General features: G+C 64.8%; 21 protein-coding genes. 16 read left to right on the top strand and 5 right to left on the bottom strand.

Annotated elements, in window-relative coordinates:
- The first annotated feature begins 224 nt into the window (after positions 1-224).
- Complete coding sequence (locus tag AC0L2X_RS05130) at positions 225-866, top strand: YceH family protein (RefSeq protein WP_473599326.1); 642 nt, start codon at positions 225-227, stop codon at positions 864-866.
- A gap of 98 nt (positions 867-964) precedes the next feature.
- Here AC0L2X_RS05130 and AC0L2X_RS05135 read toward each other — a convergent pair whose 3' ends face one another.
- Entirely contained in the window at positions 965-1,390 is a 426-nt protein-coding gene (locus tag AC0L2X_RS05135; RefSeq protein WP_352643715.1) for an OsmC family protein, read from the bottom strand.
- 227 nt (positions 1,391-1,617) lie between these two features.
- Here AC0L2X_RS05135 and AC0L2X_RS05140 point away from each other — a divergent pair, with 227 nt between their 5' ends.
- From AC0L2X_RS05140 to AC0L2X_RS05155, 4 genes are all read left to right on the top strand, one after another.
- Entirely contained in the window at positions 1,618-1,854 is a 237-nt protein-coding gene (locus tag AC0L2X_RS05140) for a hypothetical protein (protein ID WP_473599327.1), read from the top strand.
- A 2-nt stretch (positions 1,855-1,856) separates the two neighbouring features.
- Positions 1,857-2,213, top strand: coding sequence for a YciI family protein (locus tag AC0L2X_RS05145; RefSeq protein WP_473558193.1), 357 nt, complete (start codon positions 1,857-1,859; stop codon positions 2,211-2,213).
- A gap of 118 nt (positions 2,214-2,331) precedes the next feature.
- A complete protein-coding gene (locus tag AC0L2X_RS05150; RefSeq protein WP_352540843.1) occupies positions 2,332-2,859 on the top strand; it encodes a hypothetical protein in 528 nt (175 codons plus the stop codon).
- A gap of 98 nt (positions 2,860-2,957) precedes the next feature.
- The gene (locus AC0L2X_RS05155) at positions 2,958-3,086 is read left to right on the top strand and encodes a hypothetical protein (RefSeq protein ID WP_473599328.1); all 129 of its coding nucleotides are present in this window, start codon (positions 2,958-2,960) and stop codon (positions 3,084-3,086) included.
- On the opposite strand, the gene AC0L2X_RS05160 is transcribed toward AC0L2X_RS05155, so the two are convergent.
- The gene (locus AC0L2X_RS05160; protein ID WP_473599432.1) at positions 3,083-4,327 is read right to left on the bottom strand and encodes a ubiquinone biosynthesis hydroxylase; all 1,245 of its coding nucleotides are present in this window, start codon (positions 4,325-4,327) and stop codon (positions 3,083-3,085) included. The two genes, AC0L2X_RS05155 and AC0L2X_RS05160, sit on opposite strands and share 4 nt — an antisense overlap.
- Positions 4,328-4,427: 100 nt before the next feature.
- Between AC0L2X_RS05160 and tesB the strand changes: the two genes are divergently transcribed.
- The 6 genes from tesB (at position 4,428) to AC0L2X_RS05190 (ending at position 12,012) form a co-directional block, all read left to right on the top strand.
- Positions 4,428-5,303: an acyl-CoA thioesterase II gene (gene tesB / locus AC0L2X_RS05165; protein ID WP_352493178.1), complete on the top strand. Its 876-nt coding sequence runs from the start codon at positions 4,428-4,430 to the stop codon at positions 5,301-5,303.
- A gap of 219 nt (positions 5,304-5,522) precedes the next feature.
- The gene (locus AC0L2X_RS05170) at positions 5,523-5,861 is read left to right on the top strand and encodes a P-II family nitrogen regulator (RefSeq protein ID WP_023679755.1); all 339 of its coding nucleotides are present in this window, start codon (positions 5,523-5,525) and stop codon (positions 5,859-5,861) included.
- Between the two features lie 49 nt (positions 5,862-5,910).
- Positions 5,911-7,233: an ammonium transporter gene (locus tag AC0L2X_RS05175; RefSeq protein ID WP_473599433.1), complete on the top strand. Its 1,323-nt coding sequence runs from the start codon at positions 5,911-5,913 to the stop codon at positions 7,231-7,233.
- Between the two features lie 378 nt (positions 7,234-7,611).
- Positions 7,612-10,260: an FtsK/SpoIIIE family DNA translocase gene (locus AC0L2X_RS05180; RefSeq protein WP_473599329.1), complete on the top strand. Its 2,649-nt coding sequence runs from the start codon at positions 7,612-7,614 to the stop codon at positions 10,258-10,260.
- 129 nt (positions 10,261-10,389) lie between these two features.
- Complete coding sequence (locus AC0L2X_RS05185; RefSeq protein WP_376702718.1) at positions 10,390-11,073, top strand: outer membrane lipoprotein carrier protein LolA; 684 nt, start codon at positions 10,390-10,392, stop codon at positions 11,071-11,073.
- Positions 11,074-11,205: 132 nt separating this feature from the next.
- Positions 11,206-12,012 (top strand): exodeoxyribonuclease III, encoded by an 807-nt coding sequence (locus AC0L2X_RS05190; protein ID WP_473599330.1) that lies wholly within the window; start codon positions 11,206-11,208, stop codon positions 12,010-12,012.
- Between the two features lie 20 nt (positions 12,013-12,032).
- Here the strand turns inward: AC0L2X_RS05190 and AC0L2X_RS05195 are convergent, their stop codons facing one another.
- From AC0L2X_RS05195 to AC0L2X_RS05205, 3 genes are read right to left on the bottom strand one after another with little or no spacing between them, the layout of a single operon-like run.
- Complete coding sequence (locus tag AC0L2X_RS05195; protein ID WP_352468057.1) at positions 12,033-12,884, bottom strand: TIGR01459 family HAD-type hydrolase; 852 nt, start codon at positions 12,882-12,884, stop codon at positions 12,033-12,035.
- On the bottom strand, positions 12,881-14,182 hold the full coding sequence (locus AC0L2X_RS05200) for an FGGY-family carbohydrate kinase (protein WP_473599331.1): 1,302 nt from the start codon (positions 14,180-14,182) through the stop codon (positions 12,881-12,883). The genes AC0L2X_RS05195 and AC0L2X_RS05200 overlap by 4 nt, the downstream gene beginning before the upstream one ends.
- Position 14,183: 1 nt before the next feature.
- Positions 14,184-15,227 carry a class II aldolase/adducin family protein gene (locus AC0L2X_RS05205; protein WP_473599332.1) on the bottom strand — a complete coding sequence of 348 codons (1,044 nt, stop codon included), beginning with the start codon at positions 15,225-15,227 and terminating at the stop codon, positions 14,184-14,186.
- 227 nt (positions 15,228-15,454) lie between these two features.
- Between AC0L2X_RS05205 and AC0L2X_RS05210 the strand changes: the two genes are divergently transcribed.
- The 5 genes from AC0L2X_RS05210 (at position 15,455) to AC0L2X_RS05230 (ending at position 21,165) form a co-directional block, all read left to right on the top strand.
- The gene (locus AC0L2X_RS05210; RefSeq protein ID WP_473599333.1) at positions 15,455-16,237 is read left to right on the top strand and encodes a DeoR/GlpR family DNA-binding transcription regulator; all 783 of its coding nucleotides are present in this window, start codon (positions 15,455-15,457) and stop codon (positions 16,235-16,237) included.
- Positions 16,234-17,613, top strand: a complete 1,380-nt coding sequence (locus tag AC0L2X_RS05215; RefSeq protein WP_473599334.1) for an FGGY-family carbohydrate kinase — start codon at positions 16,234-16,236, stop codon at positions 17,611-17,613. Before AC0L2X_RS05210 ends, AC0L2X_RS05215 begins: the two co-directional genes overlap by 4 nt.
- A complete protein-coding gene (locus AC0L2X_RS05220) occupies positions 17,610-19,154 on the top strand; it encodes a sugar ABC transporter ATP-binding protein (RefSeq protein WP_473599335.1) in 1,545 nt (514 codons plus the stop codon). Before AC0L2X_RS05215 ends, AC0L2X_RS05220 begins: the two co-directional genes overlap by 4 nt.
- The gene (locus tag AC0L2X_RS05225; protein ID WP_352493188.1) at positions 19,151-20,140 is read left to right on the top strand and encodes an ABC transporter permease subunit; all 990 of its coding nucleotides are present in this window, start codon (positions 19,151-19,153) and stop codon (positions 20,138-20,140) included. The genes AC0L2X_RS05220 and AC0L2X_RS05225 overlap by 4 nt, the downstream gene beginning before the upstream one ends.
- Positions 20,141-20,226: 86 nt before the next feature.
- Positions 20,227-21,165 carry an ABC transporter substrate-binding protein gene (locus tag AC0L2X_RS05230; RefSeq protein WP_473599336.1) on the top strand — a complete coding sequence of 313 codons (939 nt, stop codon included), beginning with the start codon at positions 20,227-20,229 and terminating at the stop codon, positions 21,163-21,165.
- The last annotated feature ends 96 nt before the right edge of the window (positions 21,166-21,261 follow it).

Raw genomic sequence — 21,261 nt, forward strand, 5'->3', positions numbered from 1 at the left:
GCGGCCGGGATTGTCTCATCCGCGGCGATCCTTCGCGCCCCCCTCTGTCCTGCCGGACATCTCCCCCACGAGTGGGGAGATTGGCTGTCATCACGGCTTTCGCCAATCTGCAAAGGTTGAAGGATGACGCGCTGTCGGCGAGGCTGCCGATCTCCCTCCTTGTGGGGGAGATGTCCGGCAGGACAGAGGGGGGCGCTGTCCCGCCGAGTTCGAAAGGATAGTCTATGACCAACTCCGACCTTCCCATCCTCTCCCCCGTCGAGGCGCGCGTGCTCGGCTGCCTGATCGAGAAGAAGGAGCTGACGCCGGACGTCTATCCGCTGACGCTCAATGCGGCACTTGCGGCGGCCAACCAGAAGACGGCGCGCGAGCCGGTGATGTCGGTCGAACTTGGCGAGGTCAGAAGGGCGCTTGGCCAGCTCGAGCAGAAGGGCCTAGTCAGGCAGGTGTTCGCGTCGCGCGTCGAGCGCTACGAGCATGTCGTGGCGCAGCGCTTTTCCCTGACCTCGGCGCAGATCGCGCTGCTCGGCCTGTTGCTGCTGCGCGGCCCGCAGACGGCCTATGAATTGCTGGCACGAAGCGAGCGCATGGCGCGGTTGCCGTCGATCGACGAGCTTCGCGGCAACCTCGATCTGCTGATCGGCCGCCGCCCACCGCTGGTGCAGCAGATCGATCGCGGCCCAGGCCAGCGCGAGGATCGCTATGTCCATCTGCTCAGCGGGCCAGTGGAGGCGTCGGCGGCCTCGGCGCCATGGCAACCACCGGCAGCGGCGCCCGACCTCGAATCGCGCGTGCGTGCGCTGGAGGAAGAGGTTGCGGCGCTGCGTGCACGCCTCGAGGTGCTCGCTGGCGAAAGAAGCCAATAATCATTCGAGATGTCGGAGGGACAGCGCGACGGATCGCCAGCCTCTGGAAATGCAAAACGCCGGCTCTGGGCCGGCGTTTTCCTGGCAAAGTGGTCTGCTCACCCGAGCCTGGCGTCGAGCGATACTTTGATGGCGCCGAGCGCTTTTGAAACCGGGCATTCGGCCTTGGCCTTCTCGGCCAATTCCTTGAACTTGGCGGCATCGATGCCCGGCACCTTGCCGACCAGCGTGATCGCGCTGCCGGTGATGCCGGTGCCGGGAACCAGCGTTACCACGGCCTTGGCGTCGAGCTCGGCGGCCGGAGTGCCGTTCTCGGCGAGAAAATGCGAAAGCTGCATGGCGTAGCAGCCGGCATGAGCGGCGGCGATCAGCTCTTCCGGGTTGGTGCCGGATTTGCCGCTCTCATCCTCGAAACGCATCTTGGCCGAATAGGGCGTGCCCTTCAGCGTCCCGCTCTGGGTTTCGAGTGTGCCTTTGCCTTCCTTGAAACTGCCTTTCCAAACGGCGTTGGCGGTGCGGTCCATCAATTCCTCCTTGATTGTCGTGGCTGAGCCCGTGATCGGCATCCAGTCGACTATAGCGCGCGCGGGAGCGAAGGCCACCCGCGCTTTCGTATCGACAGCAGCATGGTCGGGCAAAATCGCTCGGGCAAAAAATCGCGAAAAAAAATATGCGTGCAAAAATGTCGACTTCCATCTGTCCCGGCCGTCCTGCGGGCGGCCATGAAATTGGTGGCCGGATGGAGGACCACATGAACAATCTGTTTTCTGCTCACCCGACGAGCACCAGCCACATGGCCGGTGAACAACAGGCCGACTGGTCGCGCGTGCCGCCTTCCGGCTTCGGCCGGCTGCTTGCGGCGATTGCCGTCATCGGCATTGCGGTGTCCTTTCTGGATTATGCAGCGGGGCTCGACTATGCCGCGGCCAAAGGCCCGGCCAATGTTTCCGTAGCCTCGTCCTACGGTCCAACCCAGGAATGGAGGTAAAGATGAAATACGTTTGCCTGGTCTACGGTGAAGAAAAAGATCTCTACGCAATGACGCCTGCGAGGCTGGCCAAGCTCGATGCCGATTCGCTGGCCTATGACAGGTCGGTGGCGCAAAGCGGCCGCCTGATAATCGCGCAGGCGCTGCAATCGGTGCAGACGTCGAAGACCGTGCGCCGGCGCCAGGGCAAGCGGCTGGTTACCGACGGCCCCTTCGCCGAAACCAAGGAACAGTTGCTCGGTTTCGTCATGATCGAGGCCAGGGATCTCGACGAGGCGCTGGAGATCGCCGGCGGCATTCCGCTGGCCGAAATCGGCACGATCGAGGTGCGGGCGATCTACAACGTGCCTGGGTCGTAAGGATGTCGGCGGCCGGCGACTGGCGCAGGCTGTCGTTTCTTCAATCGGCGCAACTTTTGCGTGTTGAAGCGAAGCAATACTTCTCCTATCGTCGTCCGAGATTGGGGGATCTTGGGGCATGCATATATTGATTGCTGCAATCGGCCTGCTGGGGGCAGCGGCGTTCTGGTGGTACCGGCTGAAGACCATGAACGACGCGGCGCGTGAGGTTGCCGACGTCGTTGGCCGCGTCCAGGGCAACGTCCGCCGCAAGAAACTGCGCAAGCAGGCGGCGCTCTCGCCGCTGACGGCGATCGACGATCCGGTCGTCGCCGCCGCGACGCTGATCACCGCCATCGTCTCCGAACATGGTCCTGTGCTGCCGCAACGCGAAGCTGCCATTCGATCGGTGATCTCGGAGATTGCCGACAAAAAACAGACCGATGAAGCGGTGATCTACGCCAAATGGGCGGCATCGCAAATCGACGACGCCACGGTCGTCATCGACAAGCTGGCACCGTTCCTGCGCGAACGGCTCGACGCGGCCGAAAGGAGCGATCTGCTGCGGATGGTCAGCCGTGCGGCGGAAGCCGGCGGGCAGAACCTGCAGATTCCCGACCAGCGCATGCTGCGGCTGCGCCAGAAGCTGGGCTTCGAGGTGAATTGACCTCCGTCAACATCGATCTTTGAACGGAAGACAGGCCTTCCCATATCAATGGAAAGGCACACCAAACCGTCAGGCACAAAATGGAAGCAATTGCCTACGTGGCTGCGGAATTGGCCGATCTGATCGGCACGCTGTTTGGAGACGGGCTGGGCAAATCCAAGGTCGGCAAGGTGGTGATCGGCATGCTGCTCGCCATTGTAGTGTTTTACTACCTTTTTGGCTGCTAGATGGCTTCCCCTTTTAAAAGCCGCGGCGTGTCGCCGGACAGACCCGACGCCTGGCGGATGAAGAACCCTTTTAGCCGCGGCATGCGTTCGACAAGGCCGAGGCCGATGTCGCGCAACGTGCGCAGCGGGCCGAAATCGTTGGAAAACAGACGGTTCAGCACATCGGTGGTGATGCCCATCTGCACCGTGTCGAAACGCCGCCATTGCTGGTAGCGCTCGAGCACGTCCAGCGCGCCGATGTCCTGGCCGAGCCGGTCGGCCTCGACCACCACTTCGGCCAGCGCCGCCACGTCCTTGAAGCCGAGATTGAGACCCTGGCCGGCGATCGGGTGAATGCCGTGGGCGGCATCGCCGGCCAAGGCGATGCGCGGCGCGACGAAGGCGCGCGCAATGGTCAGCCCGAGCGGCCAGGCGCGGGGCTTGTCGGCGATATGGATTTCGCCGAGCTTGAGGCCAAAGCGGTGCTCGAGCTCATATTCCAGGACCAGCGTGTCGCCACTGACCAGCTTTTCGGCATCCTGCGACCGCTCGACCCAGACGATCGACGAACGGTTGGTGCCGTCCTTGCCCGGCTTGAGTGGCAGCGTGGCAAAGGGGCCGGCTGGCAGAAAATGCTCTTCGGCGCGGCCGTTGTGCGGCCGCTCATGCGCCACCGTGCAGACGATGCCGGACTGGCCATACTCCCATTTCACCGTCTTGATGCCGGCCATGTCGCGCAGCTTCGAGTTGACGCCGTCGGCAGCGACCAGCAGCCGCGCCTTCAGCGTCGCGCCATCGGCAAGATGCACGGTGATGCCGGCACCGTTGATGTCGAAGGCGCTGACGGCGACGCCTTCGATGATGCCGATGCCGAGTTGTTCGGCGCGCCGGCGCAACGCGCCGTTCAAATCCTTGTTGGCGACCATATGCGCGAAGGGTTCGCCTGGCGCGACCTCGCCGTCGAAGGTGAGGAACACCGGGCGGACCGGATCGGATGTGCGCGAATCGGTGACGATCATTTCTGTGATCGCCTGCGCCTCCGGCGCGATCTCGTTCCAGACGCCGAGCTGGTCGAGCATGCGGCACGCGGCGGCAGCAATCGCCGAGGCGCGGCCGTCCTTCTGCCAGACCCCGGCGGGTGCTGCATCGACGACGGCAACGGCAAGGCTCGGCCGCGCCTGCTTCAGCGATACGGCGGCGGCCAAGCCGATATAGCCGGCGCCGGCGACCAGAACGTCGAGCGAATTCTTGCTGTCCACCATGGCAATTCCTTTCGCAGCCTGACTGTCGCCGGGCATTCCGCCCTTGACTGCCCGCTGTTCCTGTCGGAAACCGCCATGGTAATTTTGCGGCGAGGTCAAGATGACGGCAGCCATGGACGAGCTTCTCGGCATTCTCGACCTCGAGCAGCTGGAACACAATCTGTATCGTGGTCGCAGCCCCAAGCTCGACTGGCAGCGCATCTTCGGCGGCCAGACCATCGCCCAGGCGCTGGTCGCCGCGCAGCGAACGGTCGAGCCCGAGCGCCATGTGCACTCGCTGCACGGTTATTTCATGCGGCCGGGCGACACCAAGGTACCGATCATCTACGAGGTCGACCGCATCCGTGACGGCGGCTCCTTCACCACGCGCCGCGTCGTGGCGATCCAGCACGGCCAGGCGATCTTTTCGCTGGAAGCCTCGTTCCAGCAGGATGAGGTCGGCCTGGAACATCAGGTGCCGATGCCGCAGGACGTGCCGGCGCCCGACACGTTGCTGTCGCAGCGCGAGTTGCTGGGCAAGTTCGGCGAAGCCGTGCCCGACGGCATCAAGCGCTATTGGGAGCGCGACCGGCCGATCGAGATGAAGCCGGTGATGCTGAAGCATTATACCAGCCGGGAAAAGCTCGAGCCGAAGCAGAACATCTGGATCCGCACCACCGGCCTGGTGCCGGCCGACCGCGCCACGCAGGCGGCCGTGCTCGCTTACCTCTCTGATATGACGCTGCTCGACACCTCGACCTTTGCCCATGGCCGTGCCATTTTCGATCGCGATATCCAGGCGGCGAGCCTCGACCACGCCATGTGGTTCCATCGCAGCCATCCGCTCGACGACTGGATGCTGTACACGCAAGACAGCCCGTCGACGCAGGGATCGCGAGGCTTTACCCGCGGCTCGCTGTTTGCGCGCGACGGCACGTTGATCGCCTCGGTTGCCCAAGAAGGACTCATCCGGCTGAAGCGGCCGCCTGCGGAGTAGGCATTTTTCGAAATTTGCCTATTTTTTAAGCATATGCACTGCCGCGACTGTGAACAGGCAGTCGGCAAACCTTCCCGATTTCGTTGTTTAACAACAGCTTAACACCCTGCTTCGGCAATTGGCACGGAGCTTGAATCCTAGCGGGCACTCTCCGGCTCTCATGGGGATCGGCGAAGTCGTGCAAACGCGGGGACCCGCAACAGCAAAGGGTGAAACCTTATGAAGATCGTGATGGCAATCATAAAGCCGTTCAAGCTCGACGAGGTGCGCGAGGCGCTTACCGCAGTCGGCATCCAGGGCCTGACCGTCACCGAAGTAAAAGGCTACGGACGGCAGAAGGGGCACACGGAAATCTATCGCGGGGCGGAATACGCGGTCAGCTTCCTGCCGAAGATCAAGATCGAAGTCGCGGTCGCTGTCGACATGGTCGACAAGGCCGTCGAAGCCATCACCGCGGCGGCCAAGACCGGCCAGATCGGCGACGGCAAGATCTTCGTTTTCGGCATCGACCAGGCGGTGCGCATTCGCACCGGCGAAACAGACACCGACGCGCTTTGAGCTGCGGATACGTATTCCAATGGAGAGTTCAATGAATATTCCTTCCACCTTGAAGATAACGGGACGCGCGGCCGTTTTGGGCTCGCTCGCTCTCGCTGCACTGGGCACGGTTGCTGCGTTCGCGCAGGAAGCGGCACCGGCAGCACCGGCTGCCCCTGCGCCCGCGCTCGACACCGGCAACACCGCCTGGATGCTGACCTCGACGGCCCTGGTGCTGATGATGACCATACCGGGCCTGGCGCTGTTTTATGGCGGCATGGTGCGCAAGAAGAACGTGCTCGCCACCATCATGCAGAGCTTTGCCATCACCTGCCTGGTGACGGTGCTGTGGTTCATGTTCGGCTATTCGCTGGCCTTCTCGGATGGCGGCGGCATGAATGCCTATCTCGGCGGCTTCTCGAAGTTCTTCCACAACGGCATCACCACCTCGTCGCTGTGGCTGCCGGGCGTGGCGAACATTCCTGAGTTCGTCTTCTCGATGTTCCAGATGACCTTCGCCATCATCACGCCGGCGCTGATTGCCGGCGCCTTCGCCGAACGCATGAAGTTCTCGGCGCTGCTCATCTTCATGGGCGCGTGGCTGCTGGTGGTCTACGCCCCGATCGCGCACTGGGTGTGGGGCGGCGGCTTCCTCGGCACAGCCGGCGTTCTCGATTTCGCCGGCGGCACGGTCGTGCACATCAATGCCGGTGTCGCCGGCTTGGTCTGCGCGCTGGTTCTCGGCAAGCGTGAAGGCTACGGCACCACCAACATGGCACCGCACAACCTCGTCTACTCCGTCATCGGCGCTTCGCTGCTGTGGGTCGGCTGGTTCGGCTTCAACGCCGGTTCGGAGCTGGCCGCCGACGGCCTTGCGGGTGCCGCGATGCTGAACACCCAGGTTGCCGCAGCCGCTGCGGCGCTCGCCTGGATGTTCGCCGAATGGATCGTCGCCAAGAAGCCGAGCGTTCTCGGCGTCATCTCGGGCGCCGTCGCCGGCCTGGTCGCGGTGACGCCGGCTTCCGGCTTCGTCAATCCGACCGGCGCCTTCATCGTCGGCATCGTCGCCGGCGTGCTGTGCTACGTCTCGGCCGTCAAGCTCAAGCACGCGTTCGGCTATGACGACTCGCTCGATGCGTTCGGCGTGCACGGCATCGGCGGCATCATCGGTGCATTGCTGACCGGCGTGCTCGCCGATCCGGCGATCAACAGCCTCGGCTCGGGTGCTTCTGTCGGCAAGCAGCTCTACGGTATCGTCTTCACCATCCTGTGGACGGCGATTGCCAGCTTCGTGATCCTCTACATCGTCAAAGCGCTGGTCGGCCTACGTCCTTCCACCCAGGAAGAGGTCGAAGGCCTCGACATCAGCCAGCACGGCGAAGTGGTGCCGTAAGGTTTATGGCTGGCACCGGCGGTTTGCCGGTGCCGGAAAGATCCCGTCGTGATGCTCCCGAAAGGGCTCACGCCTTGAGGCCCGGAAATCTTCCGGGCCTCTTTTTTGTGCGCAGGTGGCCGTGATGGCTCGATCACAATCGCTTGATCAAGGTACTCGATCCGCCGGTGGCGTGAAACAGCGGCCGCAGCGGCTCCGAACTGTGGTGGCGGTCGTCATGTTCGAATGGGAAGCCAGGCATGACATCTTGCGCCCGTTCCGGTGACGCAGATTGCCCATGGTTAATGCGCCCTTAACCTTCCCGCCGCTAGTCTGACAGCCGAATCTGCCGTGTTGCGCGTCCGCGCCCCGGCCGGGCAACGACAGACGAGGAAGAGCATGCGTTCAGGGGCTTCAGCACCGCTTGCGCTGGCCGATACGGAGCACGGCATCCGGTCGTTCGCGAGGCGCCAGGTCGGGCGGCTGGTCGGTGCCGGGCTGTTTGCCCTCGTTGGTTTCGGCGTCGCCGCCCTTGCCACCTGGAACGTCGCCGATCCGAGCTTTTCGCACGCTACCGACAATATCGTCACCAACGCAATGGGTTATGCCGGCGCCGTCTTTTCCGACATTGCCATGCAGTTCTTCGGGCTTGCCGCCGTTGCGGCGCTGGTGCCGGCGGTGATCTGGGGATTCCTGCTGTTTACCGCGCGCGGCGTCGACCGGCTGCCCAAACGGGCGCTGGCCTGGTTCGGGTTTTCGCTGCTTGGCGCGGCAATTGCCGGCTGCGTGGTGCCGCCCAAGACCTGGCCGCTGCCGACCGGCCTCGGCGGCGTCTTCGGTGACATGGTGCTCAATATCCCGGGCCTGATTATCGGAGGCTATCCGACCGGCCTCGTCGCCAGCGTGCTCGCCGTGCTTCTGGCAGCGCCGGCGCTGTGGGTATTCTTGTATGGCTCGGCGCTGATTTCACGCAAGAACGGCTTCGCCGTCCTCGAACAGCCTGCCGTGCCCGATCCGCAGGACGACCTGCTTTTCGACAATGAAGAGGACGAGGGCGACGAAGGCATATTGGCGCTTGGCGCCATCGCCCACTGGTGGCTGTCGCTGAGGGCCTATCTGCGCCGCCGCGCCGCGCGCCGGCGCGAGCGCGACGATTTCGAGCCGGAGATGGAGCCGCGCCCCAGCGCCTGGCGGCGGGCGGCCGAACGGGTCGAATCGGCCGAGTTCGCCGAGGCGCGGATGAGCCCGGGCGGGCGGGCCCGCGTCGAGCCGGAATTCTTCGCCGCCATGGTCAACGACCGCAGTGCCTCGATCGACCCCGACGATGCCGACGTCTTCGACGATGACGATGACATGGATTTTGCACCGGAGCCCGTGGGCCAACGGCGCAGCGCCCCGACAGCCCAGGTTCAGAATTTCCGATCCGATGCGGCCACGCGCGTCGCAGCGCCGGCACCCCGCCCGGCTCCGGGCGCCCGCGTCCAGCGCGAAGCGCAGACCACACTGATCGGCTCGGAAAGGTTTGAAATGCCGTCGCTGCATTTCCTGTCCGAGCCGAAGAATGTCGTGCGCGATGCCAGCCTGTCCAAGGACGCGCTGGAGCAGAATGCCCGCCTGCTCGAGGGCGTGCTGGAGGATTTCGGCGTCAAGGGCGAGATCATCCATGTGCGTCCCGGCCCGGTCGTCACGCTTTATGAACTGGAGCCGGCGCCCGGCATCAAATCGTCGCGGGTCATCGGCCTTTCCGACGACATCGCCCGCTCGATGAGCGCGATCGCCTGCCGTGTCGCCGTGGTGCCAGGCCGCAACGCCATCGGCATCGAGCTGCCGAACGCCAAACGCGAGACCGTCTATCTCAGGGAGATACTCGCCAGCCGCGATTTCGAAACGACAAAGTCCAAGCTGGCGCTGGCGCTCGGCAAGACCATCAATGGCGAGGCGGTGATCGTCGACATCGCCAAAATGCCGCACGTGCTGGTCGCCGGCACCACCGGCTCGGGCAAGTCCGTCGCCATCAACACCATGATCCTGTCGCTGCTCTACCGGCTGACGCCGCAGGACTGCCGGCTGATCATGATCGATCCAAAAATGCTGGAACTCTCGGTCTATGACGGCATTCCGCATCTTTTGACGCCGGTCGTCACCGATCCGAAGAAGGCGGTGGTGGCGCTGAAGTGGACGGTGCGGGAAATGGAGGACCGCTACCGCAAGATGTCCAAGGTCGGCGTCCGCAACATCGATGGGTTCAACGCGCGCGTGCAGCTGGCCGAGAAAAAAGGCGAAAGGATCTCGCGCACCGTGCAGACCGGCTTCGACCGCCAGACCGGCGAAGCGATCTACGAGACGGAGAACCTCGACCTCGAGCCGATGCCCTACATCGTCGTCATCATCGACGAGATGGCCGATTTGATGATGGTCGCCGGCAAGGACATCGAAGGCGCGGTGCAGCGCCTGGCGCAGATGGCGCGCGCCGCCGGCATCCATGTCATCATGGCGACGCAGCGGCCGTCGGTCGACGTCATCACCGGCACCATCAAGGCGAATTTCCCGACCCGTATCTCCTTCCAGGTGACGTCGAAGATCGACAGCCGCACCATCCTGGGCGAGCAGGGCGCCGAGCAGCTGCTCGGCATGGGCGACATGCTCTACATGGCCGGCGGCGGCCGCATCCAGCGCGTGCACGGTCCCTTCGTCTCCGACGACGAGGTGGAGAAGATCGTCGCGCATCTGAAGCTGCAGGGCGTGCCGGAATATCTCGACGCCATCACCGAGGACGACGATAAGGATGACGATGAGCCGTCGGGCAAAGGCAGTGGCGGCGGCGACAGCGGCAATTTCGAGGATTCCGACGACCCCTACGACCAAGCGGTTGCGGTGGTGCTGCGCGACGGCAAGGCCTCGACCAGCTACATCCAGCGCCGGCTCGGCATCGGCTACAACCGCGCCGCCTCGATCATCGAGAAGATGGAGAAGGAAGGCATTGTCGGCCCGGCCAATCATGCCGGAAAACGCGAAATCCTGGTGCCGACGGAGGACGACAAGTTCTAGAGCCCGCGCCGGCAACTTTGAACCTTTTGGCGCGTTGCAACGGACGGGTGCCGTGCGGCCCGCCAAACTTAAGCCCAACTGGGGGGCCAGACCATATAACGAGCAAGCAATCAGATGATGGTGACCGGCATGAAAAACGCAACTTTCGCCCCAAGCAGGGATTTCGCCCCAACCCGCCGGCAGGTGCTCGGCCTCGGTCTGGTCCTGGCCGGTGCGGCGGCCGCCAACCTCGTGCCCGGCTTCCAGTTGCTGGCGTCGGCGCAAGCAGCGGTTCCGGCGACGGCGCAGAAAATCGCCGATCATTTCTCCTCGGTCAAATCGATGAGCGGCGAGTTCGTGCAGTTCGGACCCAAGGGCGAGCAGACCGGCGGCAAGTTCTTTCTGGAACGGCCGGGCAAGATCCGCTTCAATTACGACGGCGCCTCGAATTTCAGGGTGATTTCCGACGGCAAGTCGGTGGTCATCCTCAACAAGAAGCTGCGGACCTCCGACCTCTATCCGCTGTCGAAGACGCCGCTGAAGCTGCTGCTCGACGACAAGATCGATCTGTCAGGCGGACGCGTCAGAAGCGTCAAGGAAGAGGACGATCTCACCACCATCCAGCTTGCCGACAAATCGGTGTTCGGCAATTCGAAGATCACCATGATGTTCGATCCGAAATCCTATGAATTGCGGCAGTGGACCATCACCGATGCGCAAGGCAAGGACACAACGGTGATGATCTTCAACACCAAGGAGGGCGTCAGCTTCGCCCCCGACACCTTCGCCATCGACTATACGGCTAACCGGGAACTGAACACCAAGACGCGGTAGCTTTCTACCGCTACGGGATGGCTTTCCGCGTTGGTGCGGCGGCTTGTTTTTGCGGTGCGCGGCTGGCAGTAGTTTCCGCGATTGACTTCCGTCGGAGCCATCCGGCGGATCTTGCGTTGTCCGGAACCCCACATGCCGTTTTCCGTAGCTACCTGGAACATCAACTCCGTCAGGCTGCGTATGCCGATCGTCGAGCGCCTGCTCGACCAGCAGGCGCCGGACGTGCTTTGCCTGCAGGAAACCAAGGTTCCGGACGAATTGTTTCCGGAGAAGGCGTTCCGCAAGCTCGGCTACGAGCACATCGCCTTCCATGGCCAGAAGGGCTATCACGGCGTTGCGACGGTGGCACGGCGTCCGATCGAGATCGTCGAAAGGCGCCGCTTCTGCGAGGTCGACGACAGCCGGCATCTGTCGGTCACCGTCAAGGCCGGCGGCAAAACGATCCTGCTGCACAATTTCTACGTTCCGGCCGGCGGCGATGAGCCCGACCCGGCCGTCAACCGCAAGTTCAAGCACAAGCTCGATTTCGTTGCCGAGATGAACGCCGTACGCGCCGAGCATGACGAGCACTCCGGCTCGATCCTGGTCGGCGACCTCAACATCGCGCCGCTCGAGCACGATGTCTGGTCGCACAAGCAGCTCCTCAACGTCGTCAGCCATACGCCGGTCGAGACGGAAAACTTCGAGGCGATGCGGCTCGCCGGCGACTGGATCGACCTGATGCGGCTCAATGTGCCTTACGAGGAGAAACTCTACACCTGGTGGAGCTATCGCGCCCAGGATTGGCAGGCCTCAAATCGCGGCCGCCGCCTCGACCATATCTGGTCGTCGCCAAACCTGGTGCCGCATTTCGCCGGCTATGAAATCCTGCGGCCGGCGCGCGGTTGGGAACGGCCCTCGGACCATGTGCCGGTGATCGGGCGTTTCAACCTCGATTAGCTTTGTCTCGCCTTGACAACTCAACGGAACCTGAAGCTATCCGCGATGTAGTCGGGACGGGCGTTGAGCGTGGCGAAAACGTCCTCGAGGTCAGGCGCCCCCGCCAATATGCCCGACAGGACCAGCGTCGTCGCGACGCCGACGCCGTTGCCGCCGGCGATGTCGTGCTCGACGCTGTCGCCGACGCAGACCACGCTGTCGCGCTCCGGGTGGCCCGCCAGTGCCAGCGCGGCCTCGAATATCTGCGGATTGGGCTTGCCAATGCGCGCCACGCTGCCGCCGAGGCTCTCATAGAGATCGGCGAGCCGGCCGGCGCCGAAGCGAGGGCCGACGGCAGTCAGCATGATCTTGTCGGGATTGGTGCAGAAGCATGGCACCCGGCGCGCCGCCGCGGGACCAAGAAGCCGGCGATAATGGTCGAGGTCGTAGCGATCGCCCTCGCTGGCGGAAATCAGCACCAGTTCTGCATCGTCGCCGTCCCTGGCCAGGACGAAGGGCAGGCCGTCGACAGCCGAACGGTCATTGTCGCGGCGGATCAGCAGGCATTTTGTCTGCGGGCGCAAGGCTCCGGATGCCGCCATTTGATGGAAGGAGCGCCACGCCACCTCGCCGGAGGAGACAAAGTGGTCCCAGCTTCCCGGTTCGAAGCCGAGCTTCAGCAGGCGGCGCTCATTGGGTTGCGCCCGCTTGCCGGAATTCGAGATCAGCACGATGGTCTTGCCGGCGCGCTTGAGTGCCGACAAGGCTTCGACAGCGCCGGGGTATGCGCTGGTGCCGTCGTGTAGCACACCAAATTGATCGAGCAGGAACACCTGATAGCGGTCGATCAGCGCGGCGATGCCATCGAGGTGTTGAATTGCCTTGGTCGTCATAAAAGCCCCGCTGCGCTTGCGCCCATCAGCGCCAGCCGCGCCGTGCCGGCAGCGGCCTCCTCCGACAGAGCCGGCAAGAGGGCGACGCCAAGCTTGCGCTGCCGGATCGCCGTCCAGGCCGGATTGGCCGCACCGCCGCCGACGCTCCTGACCGATGTCAGCCGGGGTGCGCCGAGTTCGGCAAGCCGGCGATAGCCGAGCGCCTCGATCGCCGCAATACCCTCGAACATCGCTTTCAGATAGTCGGCGTCGTCGGCGGGCCGCGGCTCGAGGCGGGGCGGCAGCGCCGGATCGGCTATAGGGAAGCGTTCGCCCGGCGCCGGCAGCGGGTAATAATCGAGGCCGGTCTCGGTCGCCGGGTCGATCTTTTTGCTGAGTTCGACAATGCGGGCGACGGGGAAATGCTGGGCCAGCACCTTGCCGCCGGAGTTCGAGGCGCCGCCCGCCAGGTAGGTGTCACCCAGCCTATGGCTGTAGATGCCGAATTGCGGCGCCGAGATCGGCCGGCCGCAGAGCATCTTGATGGTCAGCGAGGACCCCAGCGCGGTGACGCCGTCGCCGACTGTCGCGGCGCCTGTCGCCAGGAACGAGGCGCAGCCATCCGTCGTGCCGGCGACAACGGCCACGTCACGCGGCAGGCCGAACATTTTCGCGGCGCTGGCGGTGAGCGTGCCCGTGACATCGCCCGGTCGCACGACGCGGGGCAGGAATTCCGTGCGCATGCCGGTCGCCGCGATCCAGTCCGGCCAGCGCCGGGCCTCGACGTCGTAGCCGGTCTTCAGGGCGTTGTTCTCGTCGCTGACATCGAAGCGGCCGGAAAACTGTCCGGCGATCCAGTCGGCCTGATGCAGCACAGTGGCGACGCCGGGCAGGTGCTGGAAAGACAGCGCCTTGGCGAGACCGGACGTCGCCCCGAGTGCAGGGCTCGTTGCCGGTGCCGCGCCGGCTATTGCAGTCAGGATAGTGTCGTCAGCGACCTTGTCGTTGTACATCAGCGGTTCGGCCAGCGGTTGCCCGGCGCCGTCGACCGGCAGCAGCGTGCCCGACGTACCGTCGACGGCGATCGAGTGCACTGCCGCGCGATCGATGCATTTGAGAAGTTCCGCCAATGTCGCGCCGACCGCCTCCCACCATATCGCGGGGTCGCGGCCGTTCAGCCCAAATCGCTCGAGGGCAATAGCGGAATGCGCGGCAATGGAAAAGTCTGGGCGCATGGCGACGGCGCGCGCGCCGGATGTGCCGATGTCGATGCCGATGGCAAGCGGGCCAGTCGATAGCGGGCTTGACGAATGCGGCATGTCAGCTGCCTCCGGCATTGAGTTTCTGGCGATATTTTTCGGCGTCCCAGTTGATCAGCTCGTCATTCTCCGCCGCTGTCAGATAATTCAGCTTCGCCGCGACATCGACCCGCGCCGTGACGTCGGAAAGGCAGCGCTGCATGGCGTCGGCACCGGCACCGGCGTCGCCGCGTATCAGCACGCCGAGGCCGGGAAACAGGATCGCCACGGGTGCGGCGCCGCAGCGCTCGATGACGCGCTTCACATCCTCGCCCGGTCTCGCCACGACCGAGCCTTCGCCGAGAAAGATGACGTGGTCGGGGTAGAGGCTGCCACCCGAAGCCATACGGCAGCTTTCGGGGTCGATCGCCACCGCATGCGCCTCGACATCGGCCGGCAGTCTGTAGCCGCTGCCGCCGGCGAGCGCCGTCAGCGCCGCGATGTCCGGTTCCGCCACCTGGCGCGGCGGCCGCGCCAACAGTCGTGTCACGCGGCGCAGCAGCATGCCCGCCGCGGCGACGGTCTCGGCTGCAACGACCAGGCCGTGATTGCCGAGGATCAGGATATCCACGCCTGGCCGCAGGCGCTCTGTGATGCCCTGGGCGAGCGGCAGTCCCGGCCGGCGATAAGGAACATACGCCCATTGGCGGCCGTCGAGCCGCCTGGCGGCCTCGGCCTCGCAGTCGGCCTGCACGGCCAGCGAAATGGTCTCGACGCAGTGGACATGCAGAACGATGCGCTGCGGCATGAGCGCATGCACGGTGGTCTCGATCGACGGGCGCAAGCCGCGTGGATTGAGGGCGCCGACAGCGAAGGCCTGCGGCTGTTCGGCGGCCGGGTCGTCCCGTTCGATGGCGTCGAGCAATGGCGGGATGCCGACCGGCACCATGATGTCCGCGGTGAGCGCGTCCTTCAGCCAGGTGCCGGAGGCCTTGATCCAGAGCGTGTCGCCGGCTTTCAGCGAGGTGTTGCCGCCGGCGGCCTGCGTCAGATGCGGGTCGCTGCCGATCTCGGCCGAAAGCGACCGCAGCGCTGCCAGTTCCTGCGCATCCGCACTGATCGTCATCGGAATTCCTCTACAAACCGGCCGCGTCGCCACGGCTTTGGACGTCCCGTTGCCGGGACGAAGACCGACGCTGGTATCGCAGATGCGAGTAAGTTACGTCAACAGTGATGTTATCGCGTCAAATCAGCTTGCAATCCGAGGCGTGTTGAGTAAGTTGCACCAATTGCCGTGCAAAATGGCAATGCCGTGCAAAATGCTTGGGAGGCAGGCGCATTGGGAGGTAAGGGTTGAGCGACTCCGGCCGCCAGCGCCAGATCGTCGAGCTTTTGCGGGACCGGCCTTTCGCATCGGTGCGCGAGCTGCAGGAGCGGCTTGGCGTGTCGGCGGCGACAGTGCGGCGCGACATCGACAAAATCGATGAGGCCGGCGAAGCGCGCAAGGTCTATGGCGGCATCTCGGCGCTCGATGGCGCTTCGCAGGCCGGCGTCGCCTATGCCAGGCCCTATGACGAGAACCGCGACCTCGCCGTCGAGGCCAAGCGGCAGATCGCCGCGCTCGCCGCCACCATGGTGCGCGACGGCGACGCGGTCATCGTGCATGGCGGTTCGACCTGCTTCCATCTCGGCGTCAAGCTCGCCGACCGCAACATCCGGCTCTACACCAACTCGATGCCGCTCGCGGCCTATCTCAGCGACCACGGCCATTGCAGCCTCACCGTCGCCGGCGGCGAACTGCACCGCGAGCCGGGCATCATCCATTCGCTGACCCAGACGGTGCCGTTCTACGCCTCGAAGTTCTTTCTCGGCGCGCAAGGCATCGGCCAGGAAGGCCTTCTGGAATCGCACCCGCTGCTGGTCCGCTCGATCGTCGAGCTCAGCCTCTGCGCCGACCAGATCGTCGTGCTGGCCGACAGCCGCAAACTGACGATCCACGCGCGCAACGTGGCACTGCCGCTGTCGCGGATCGGCACGCTGGTCACCGATGACGGCCTGTCCGACGCCGATGCACGCATGCTCGAAGACGCCGGCGTCACGGTGCGGATCGCCGCTTCCTCGGGAGGCGCCCAGTGAACATCGCCGTCCTCGATTTCGGCAAGACCAATTCGAAGCTGTTCGTCTTCGGCCAGGACGGACAGATCCTCGACGAGCGCCGTACCCAGCCGAGCTGGATCCGCAAAGGCGGCTTCAGCGTGCTCGACGAGCCAGCGCTGCACGACTGGGCGGCCCGCGCCATCGACGACGCAGTCGACACGCATGGAGTGGAAGGGCTGATGGTATCCGGCCATGGCTGCACTTTCGCGTTGGTAGACGACGCCGCGCTGACGCATCCGATCCTCGATTACGAGCAGGAACCGCCAGCTGAAATCGCCGCGCAGATCGACCGCCGCATTCCGAATTTTGCCGAGACCTTTTCGCCGCGCCTGCCGCTTGGCTTCAACTACGGCCGCCACATGTTGTGGCTGAAGCAGGTGGGGCCCGGTGCCTTCGTCGCAGCGAAATCGATCCTCGGCTACCCCCAATATTGGAGCTGGCGGTTTGGCGGCCGGCCGGTGTCGGAGGTCTCCTATCTCGGCTGCCATTCGCATCTGTGGGCGCCGCGCAAGCGCGATTTCAGCTCGCTGGTCGATGCCGAGGGCTGGCGCGGCCAGATGCCCGCTTTCGAGCGTGCCGGCGGGGTGATCGGCGAGCAGCGCTTCGGCCAGGCCGAGAAGCCGGTCGCCATCCATAATGGCGTCCACGACAGCAATGCCGCGCTCCATGCCTACCGCCGGCAGCAGCTTGGGCCGGTGACCGTGGTCTCGACCGGCACCTGGGTGGTCGTGCTCAATCCGGACTGTCCGCTCGACGCACTCGACGGCGAGCGCGACATGCTGGTCAATGTCGATGTCGATGGCGGCCCGGTGCCGACCGTCCGCTTCATGGGCGGGCGCGAATTCGCGACGATCAGCGCCGGCTGGCAGGGTGCAATTGCGCCGTCATCGATACAACGGGTGATCGACGCCGGCATCATGGCGCTGCCGAGCTTCGCGCCCGGGGGCCCAATGCCGCACCGCCGCGGCGAACTGGTCGGGCGTACGCCCAATGCCGAGGAACGCGCGGCCATGGCGCTGCTCTATGTCGCGCTGATGGTCGATCTGTGCCTCGAGCTGATCCATTCGGACAATACGGTGATCGTCGACGGCGGCCTGAACAATGGCGGGCTGCTTGCCGCGTTGCTGGCGCAGTTGCGGCCCGGGCAGGCCTTCCTGCAGGGCGCAACGCTGGAGGGCAGCGCCACCGGTGCTGCCGCACTTGCCTTTGAAAGTGTCGCACGCGAATTTGCCGCCGAGGCGCCGGAGGCGGTGAATGCGGCAAGCTTCAGCGGCCTTGCGGGTTACCGCAGCGACTGGCGCGGCCTTGCCGCCGACCGGGCTATGGCCAGCGCAGCCGCAGGAGCTGCCCGATGAGCGCCGCCGCCCGGAGCGAGACGGCCCGCCAGCCGGTGCTGGAAATGCGCCACATCTCGAAAACGTTCGGTGCGATCCGCGCCTTGCACGATGTCTCGCTGACCGTTCATGCCGGCGAACTGCACGCGCTGATGGGCGAGAACGGTGCCGGCAAGTCGACGCTGATGAAGGTGCTGTCCGGCGCCTACCGGCCGGATCCCGGCGGCGAAATCCTGATCGACGGCGTGCCGGCCGCCACCGGCGACCCGATCAAGGCGCGCGCCGCCGGTATTGCGGTCATCTATCAGGAGCTGTCGCTGGCGCCCAATCTGTCGGTGGCGCAGAACATCTTCCTCGGCAACGAGCCGCGACGGTTCGGCGTCGTCGATCGCGAGCAGTGCAACCGGCGCGCCAGCGAGATCATCGCGCGGCTCGGCGTGACCTTCTCGGCGCGCACTCCGGTCGCCAGCCTGTCGCTCGGCGAACGCCAGCTGGTCGAAATCGCCCGCGCGCTGTCGACCAATGCGCGCATCATCGTCATGGACGAGCCGACCACGTCGCTGACCTTGCGCGAGACCGACCGGCTGTTCGAGGTGATCGCGACGCTGAAGGCGCAAGGCATTGCCATCATCTACATCAGCCATCGCATGGAAGAGGTCTACCAGCTCGCCGATCGCGTCAGCGTGCTGCGCGACAGCGGCTATGTCGGCACGCTCGACCGTGCCGACCTGAACGCCTCGCGGCTGGTATCGATGATGGTCGGGCGCGATCTGTCGACCTTCTACAAGAAGGATCACCGCCCGCCGGACAGCAAGCGCGCCGTCGCGCTGTCGGTGCGCGGCATGTCGGACGGCAATCTCATAAAGAATTGTTCGTTCGACCTCCACAAGGGCGAGGTGCTGGCACTGGCCGGCCTGGTCGGTTCGGGCCGCACCGAACTGGCACGGCTGATCTTCGGCGCCGACAGGCACATATCGGGCACGCTGGAGCTCGGCGGCAAACCGATATCCATAGGTTCGCCAAGCGAGGCGCTCGATGCCGGCATCGCCTACCTGACCGAGGACCGCAAGCAACTTGGCCTGTTTCTCGACATGTCGATCTCCGACAACATCAGCATGGGCGTGCTGGCAAGGGACGCGAAGGCCGGCGGCCTGCGCGACTTCAATGCTGCCGAAAAGCGCGCCGCCAAGGCGGTGTCGGATCTCTCCATCCGCACCGGCTCGGTGCAGGCCAATGCCGGCTCGCTGTCGGGTGGCAACCAGCAGAAGGTGCTGCTCGCCCGCCTGCTGGAAACCGAGCCGCAGGTCGTCATCCTCGACGAGCCGACCCGCGGCGTCGATGTCGGGGCGAAGTCGGAAATCTATCGGCTGATCGACAATCTGGCCAAGAAAGGCATCGCCATCCTGATGATCTCTAGCGAACTGCCGGAGGTGATCGGCATCGCCGACCGCGTGCTGGTGATGCGCGACGGCACCATTGCCGGCGAGGTGACGGCGTCGGAGGGCGAGCCGCTGCGGCAGGAAGCGATCATGGAACTTGCAACGGGAGCGGCTCAGCGATGACCGACACGATGAAAGCGGACGACCGGGCGGTCGGCAGGAGCACGAGGTGGCGTACCGCCATCGCTGCCCTCGGCATGCTGCCGATCCTGATCCTGCTGGCGGTCGGCTTCCAGTTCATCAATCCGCGCTTTTTCACCCAGACCAATCTGCTGATCGTCATGCAGCAATCGTCGATCAACATCGTGCTGGCGGCCGGCATGACTTTCGTCATCCTGACCGGCGGCATCGACCTGTCCGTCGGCTCGATCCTTGCCGCCTCGGCGATGGTGGCGGTGATGGTGTCGCTGGTGCCCGATTGGGGACTGCTGGGCGTGCCGGCGGCCATTCTCGTCGGCCTCGGCTTCGGCGTCATCAACGGGCTGCTGATCGCCTATATCAGACTGCCGCCGTTCATCGTCACGCTTGGGTCGCTGACCGCCGTGCGCGGCGTCGCCCGCCTGCTCGGCCAGGACACGACGGTGTTCAACGCGGACCTGCCGTTCGACTTCATCGGCAACGGTTCGCTGTTCGGCATTCCGTGGCTGGTCATCATCGCGCTGGCGGTCGTCGTGCTGTCCTGGCTGGTGCTCAAGCGCACAGTGCTCGGCACCTGGATCTACGCCGTCGGCGGCAACGCCGAGGCCGCCAGGCTGACCGGCATCAAGGTGCCGCTGGTGCTGCTTTTCGTCTATGGCGTTTCCGGCCTTCTGGCCGGCCTTGGCGGCGCCATGTCGGCGGCCCGGCTCTATGCCGCCAACGGGCTGCAGCTCGGGCAGTCCTACGAGTTGGACGCGATCGCCGCGGTCATCCTTGGCGGCACCAGCTTCGTCGGCGGTGTCGGCTCGATCTGGGGCACGCTGATCGGCGGCCTGATCATCGCCGTGCTGTCCAACGGGCTCATCCTCGCCGGTGTTTCGGACATCTGGCAGTACATCATCAAGGGATTGGTCATCATCGTGGCGGTCGCCCTCGACCGTTACCGGCTCCAGGCAGGAGCAAGAACGTGATGGCCCTTAGTCGCCGGCATCCAACGAGCCGGTTTCATGTGTAACGCACCGTGAGAGGCGCGGGGCATCAGGAGGAAAATAAAACAATGAAGACCATCGCTAAACTGCTCTGCGGCGTCGCCCTCACGGCCGCCGTTATCGCGCCGGCATCGGCCAAGGATCTGAACAAGGTCGGCATCTCGGTCGGCCTGCTCGGCAACCCGTTCTTCGTCGCCACCATCAAGGGCATCGAGGACGCGGCCAAGAAGATCAACCCGAATGTGCAGGTGACCTCGGTATCGGCCGACTACGACCTCAACAAGCAGGTTTCGCAGGTCGATTCCTTCATCGCCGCCGGCGTCGACGTCATCATGCTCAACGCCGTCGACGCCAAGGCGATCGCGCCGGCGGTGAAGAAGGCGCAGGCGGCCGGCATCGTCGTTGCCGCTTTCGACGTTTCGGCGCCCGGCGCCGACGTCACCGTGATGACCAACAACGTCAAGGCCGGCGAAGAGGCGTGCCAGTATCTGGTCGACCACACCGGCGGCAGGGGCGACTACGTCATCCTCAACGGCCCGGCCTCGTCGTCGATCCTGGAGCGGGTCAAGGGCTGCAAGGACGTGCTGGCAAAACACCCCGAAATCAAGGTCCTTTCCGACGACCAGAACGCCGAAGGCTCGCGTGACGGCGGCCTGAAAGTGTTCCAGTCGCTGCTGACCCGTTTCGACAAGATCGACGCGGTCTTCGCCATCAACGATCCGACGGCGATCGGCGCCCAGCTTGCGGCCAAGCAGCTCAACCGCTCGGAGTTCATCTTCACCGCGGTCGACGGCGCACCGGATATCGAGAAGGAACTCGCCTCCGGCACGTCGATGATCAAGGCCTCGGCCTCGCAAGATCCCTATGTGATGGCCGGCCAGTCGCTGACGATGGCGGCCGACTTGCTTGCCGGCAAGAAGCCGGCCGAGCCGACGGTGCTGCTCGACCCGAAGCTGATCACGGCCGACAATTTGAAGGATTACAAGGGCTGGACCGCAGCTCGCTAAGCCTCCCAAGCCTGGTGGGGGGGGGGGGGGGGGGCCCCCCCCGGGGGGGGGGGTGGGGGTGTGAAAAAAACCAAAAGTAGGGGGGGGGGGGGGGTT

It is taken from the genome of Mesorhizobium sp. WSM4828 (assembly GCF_055811175.1).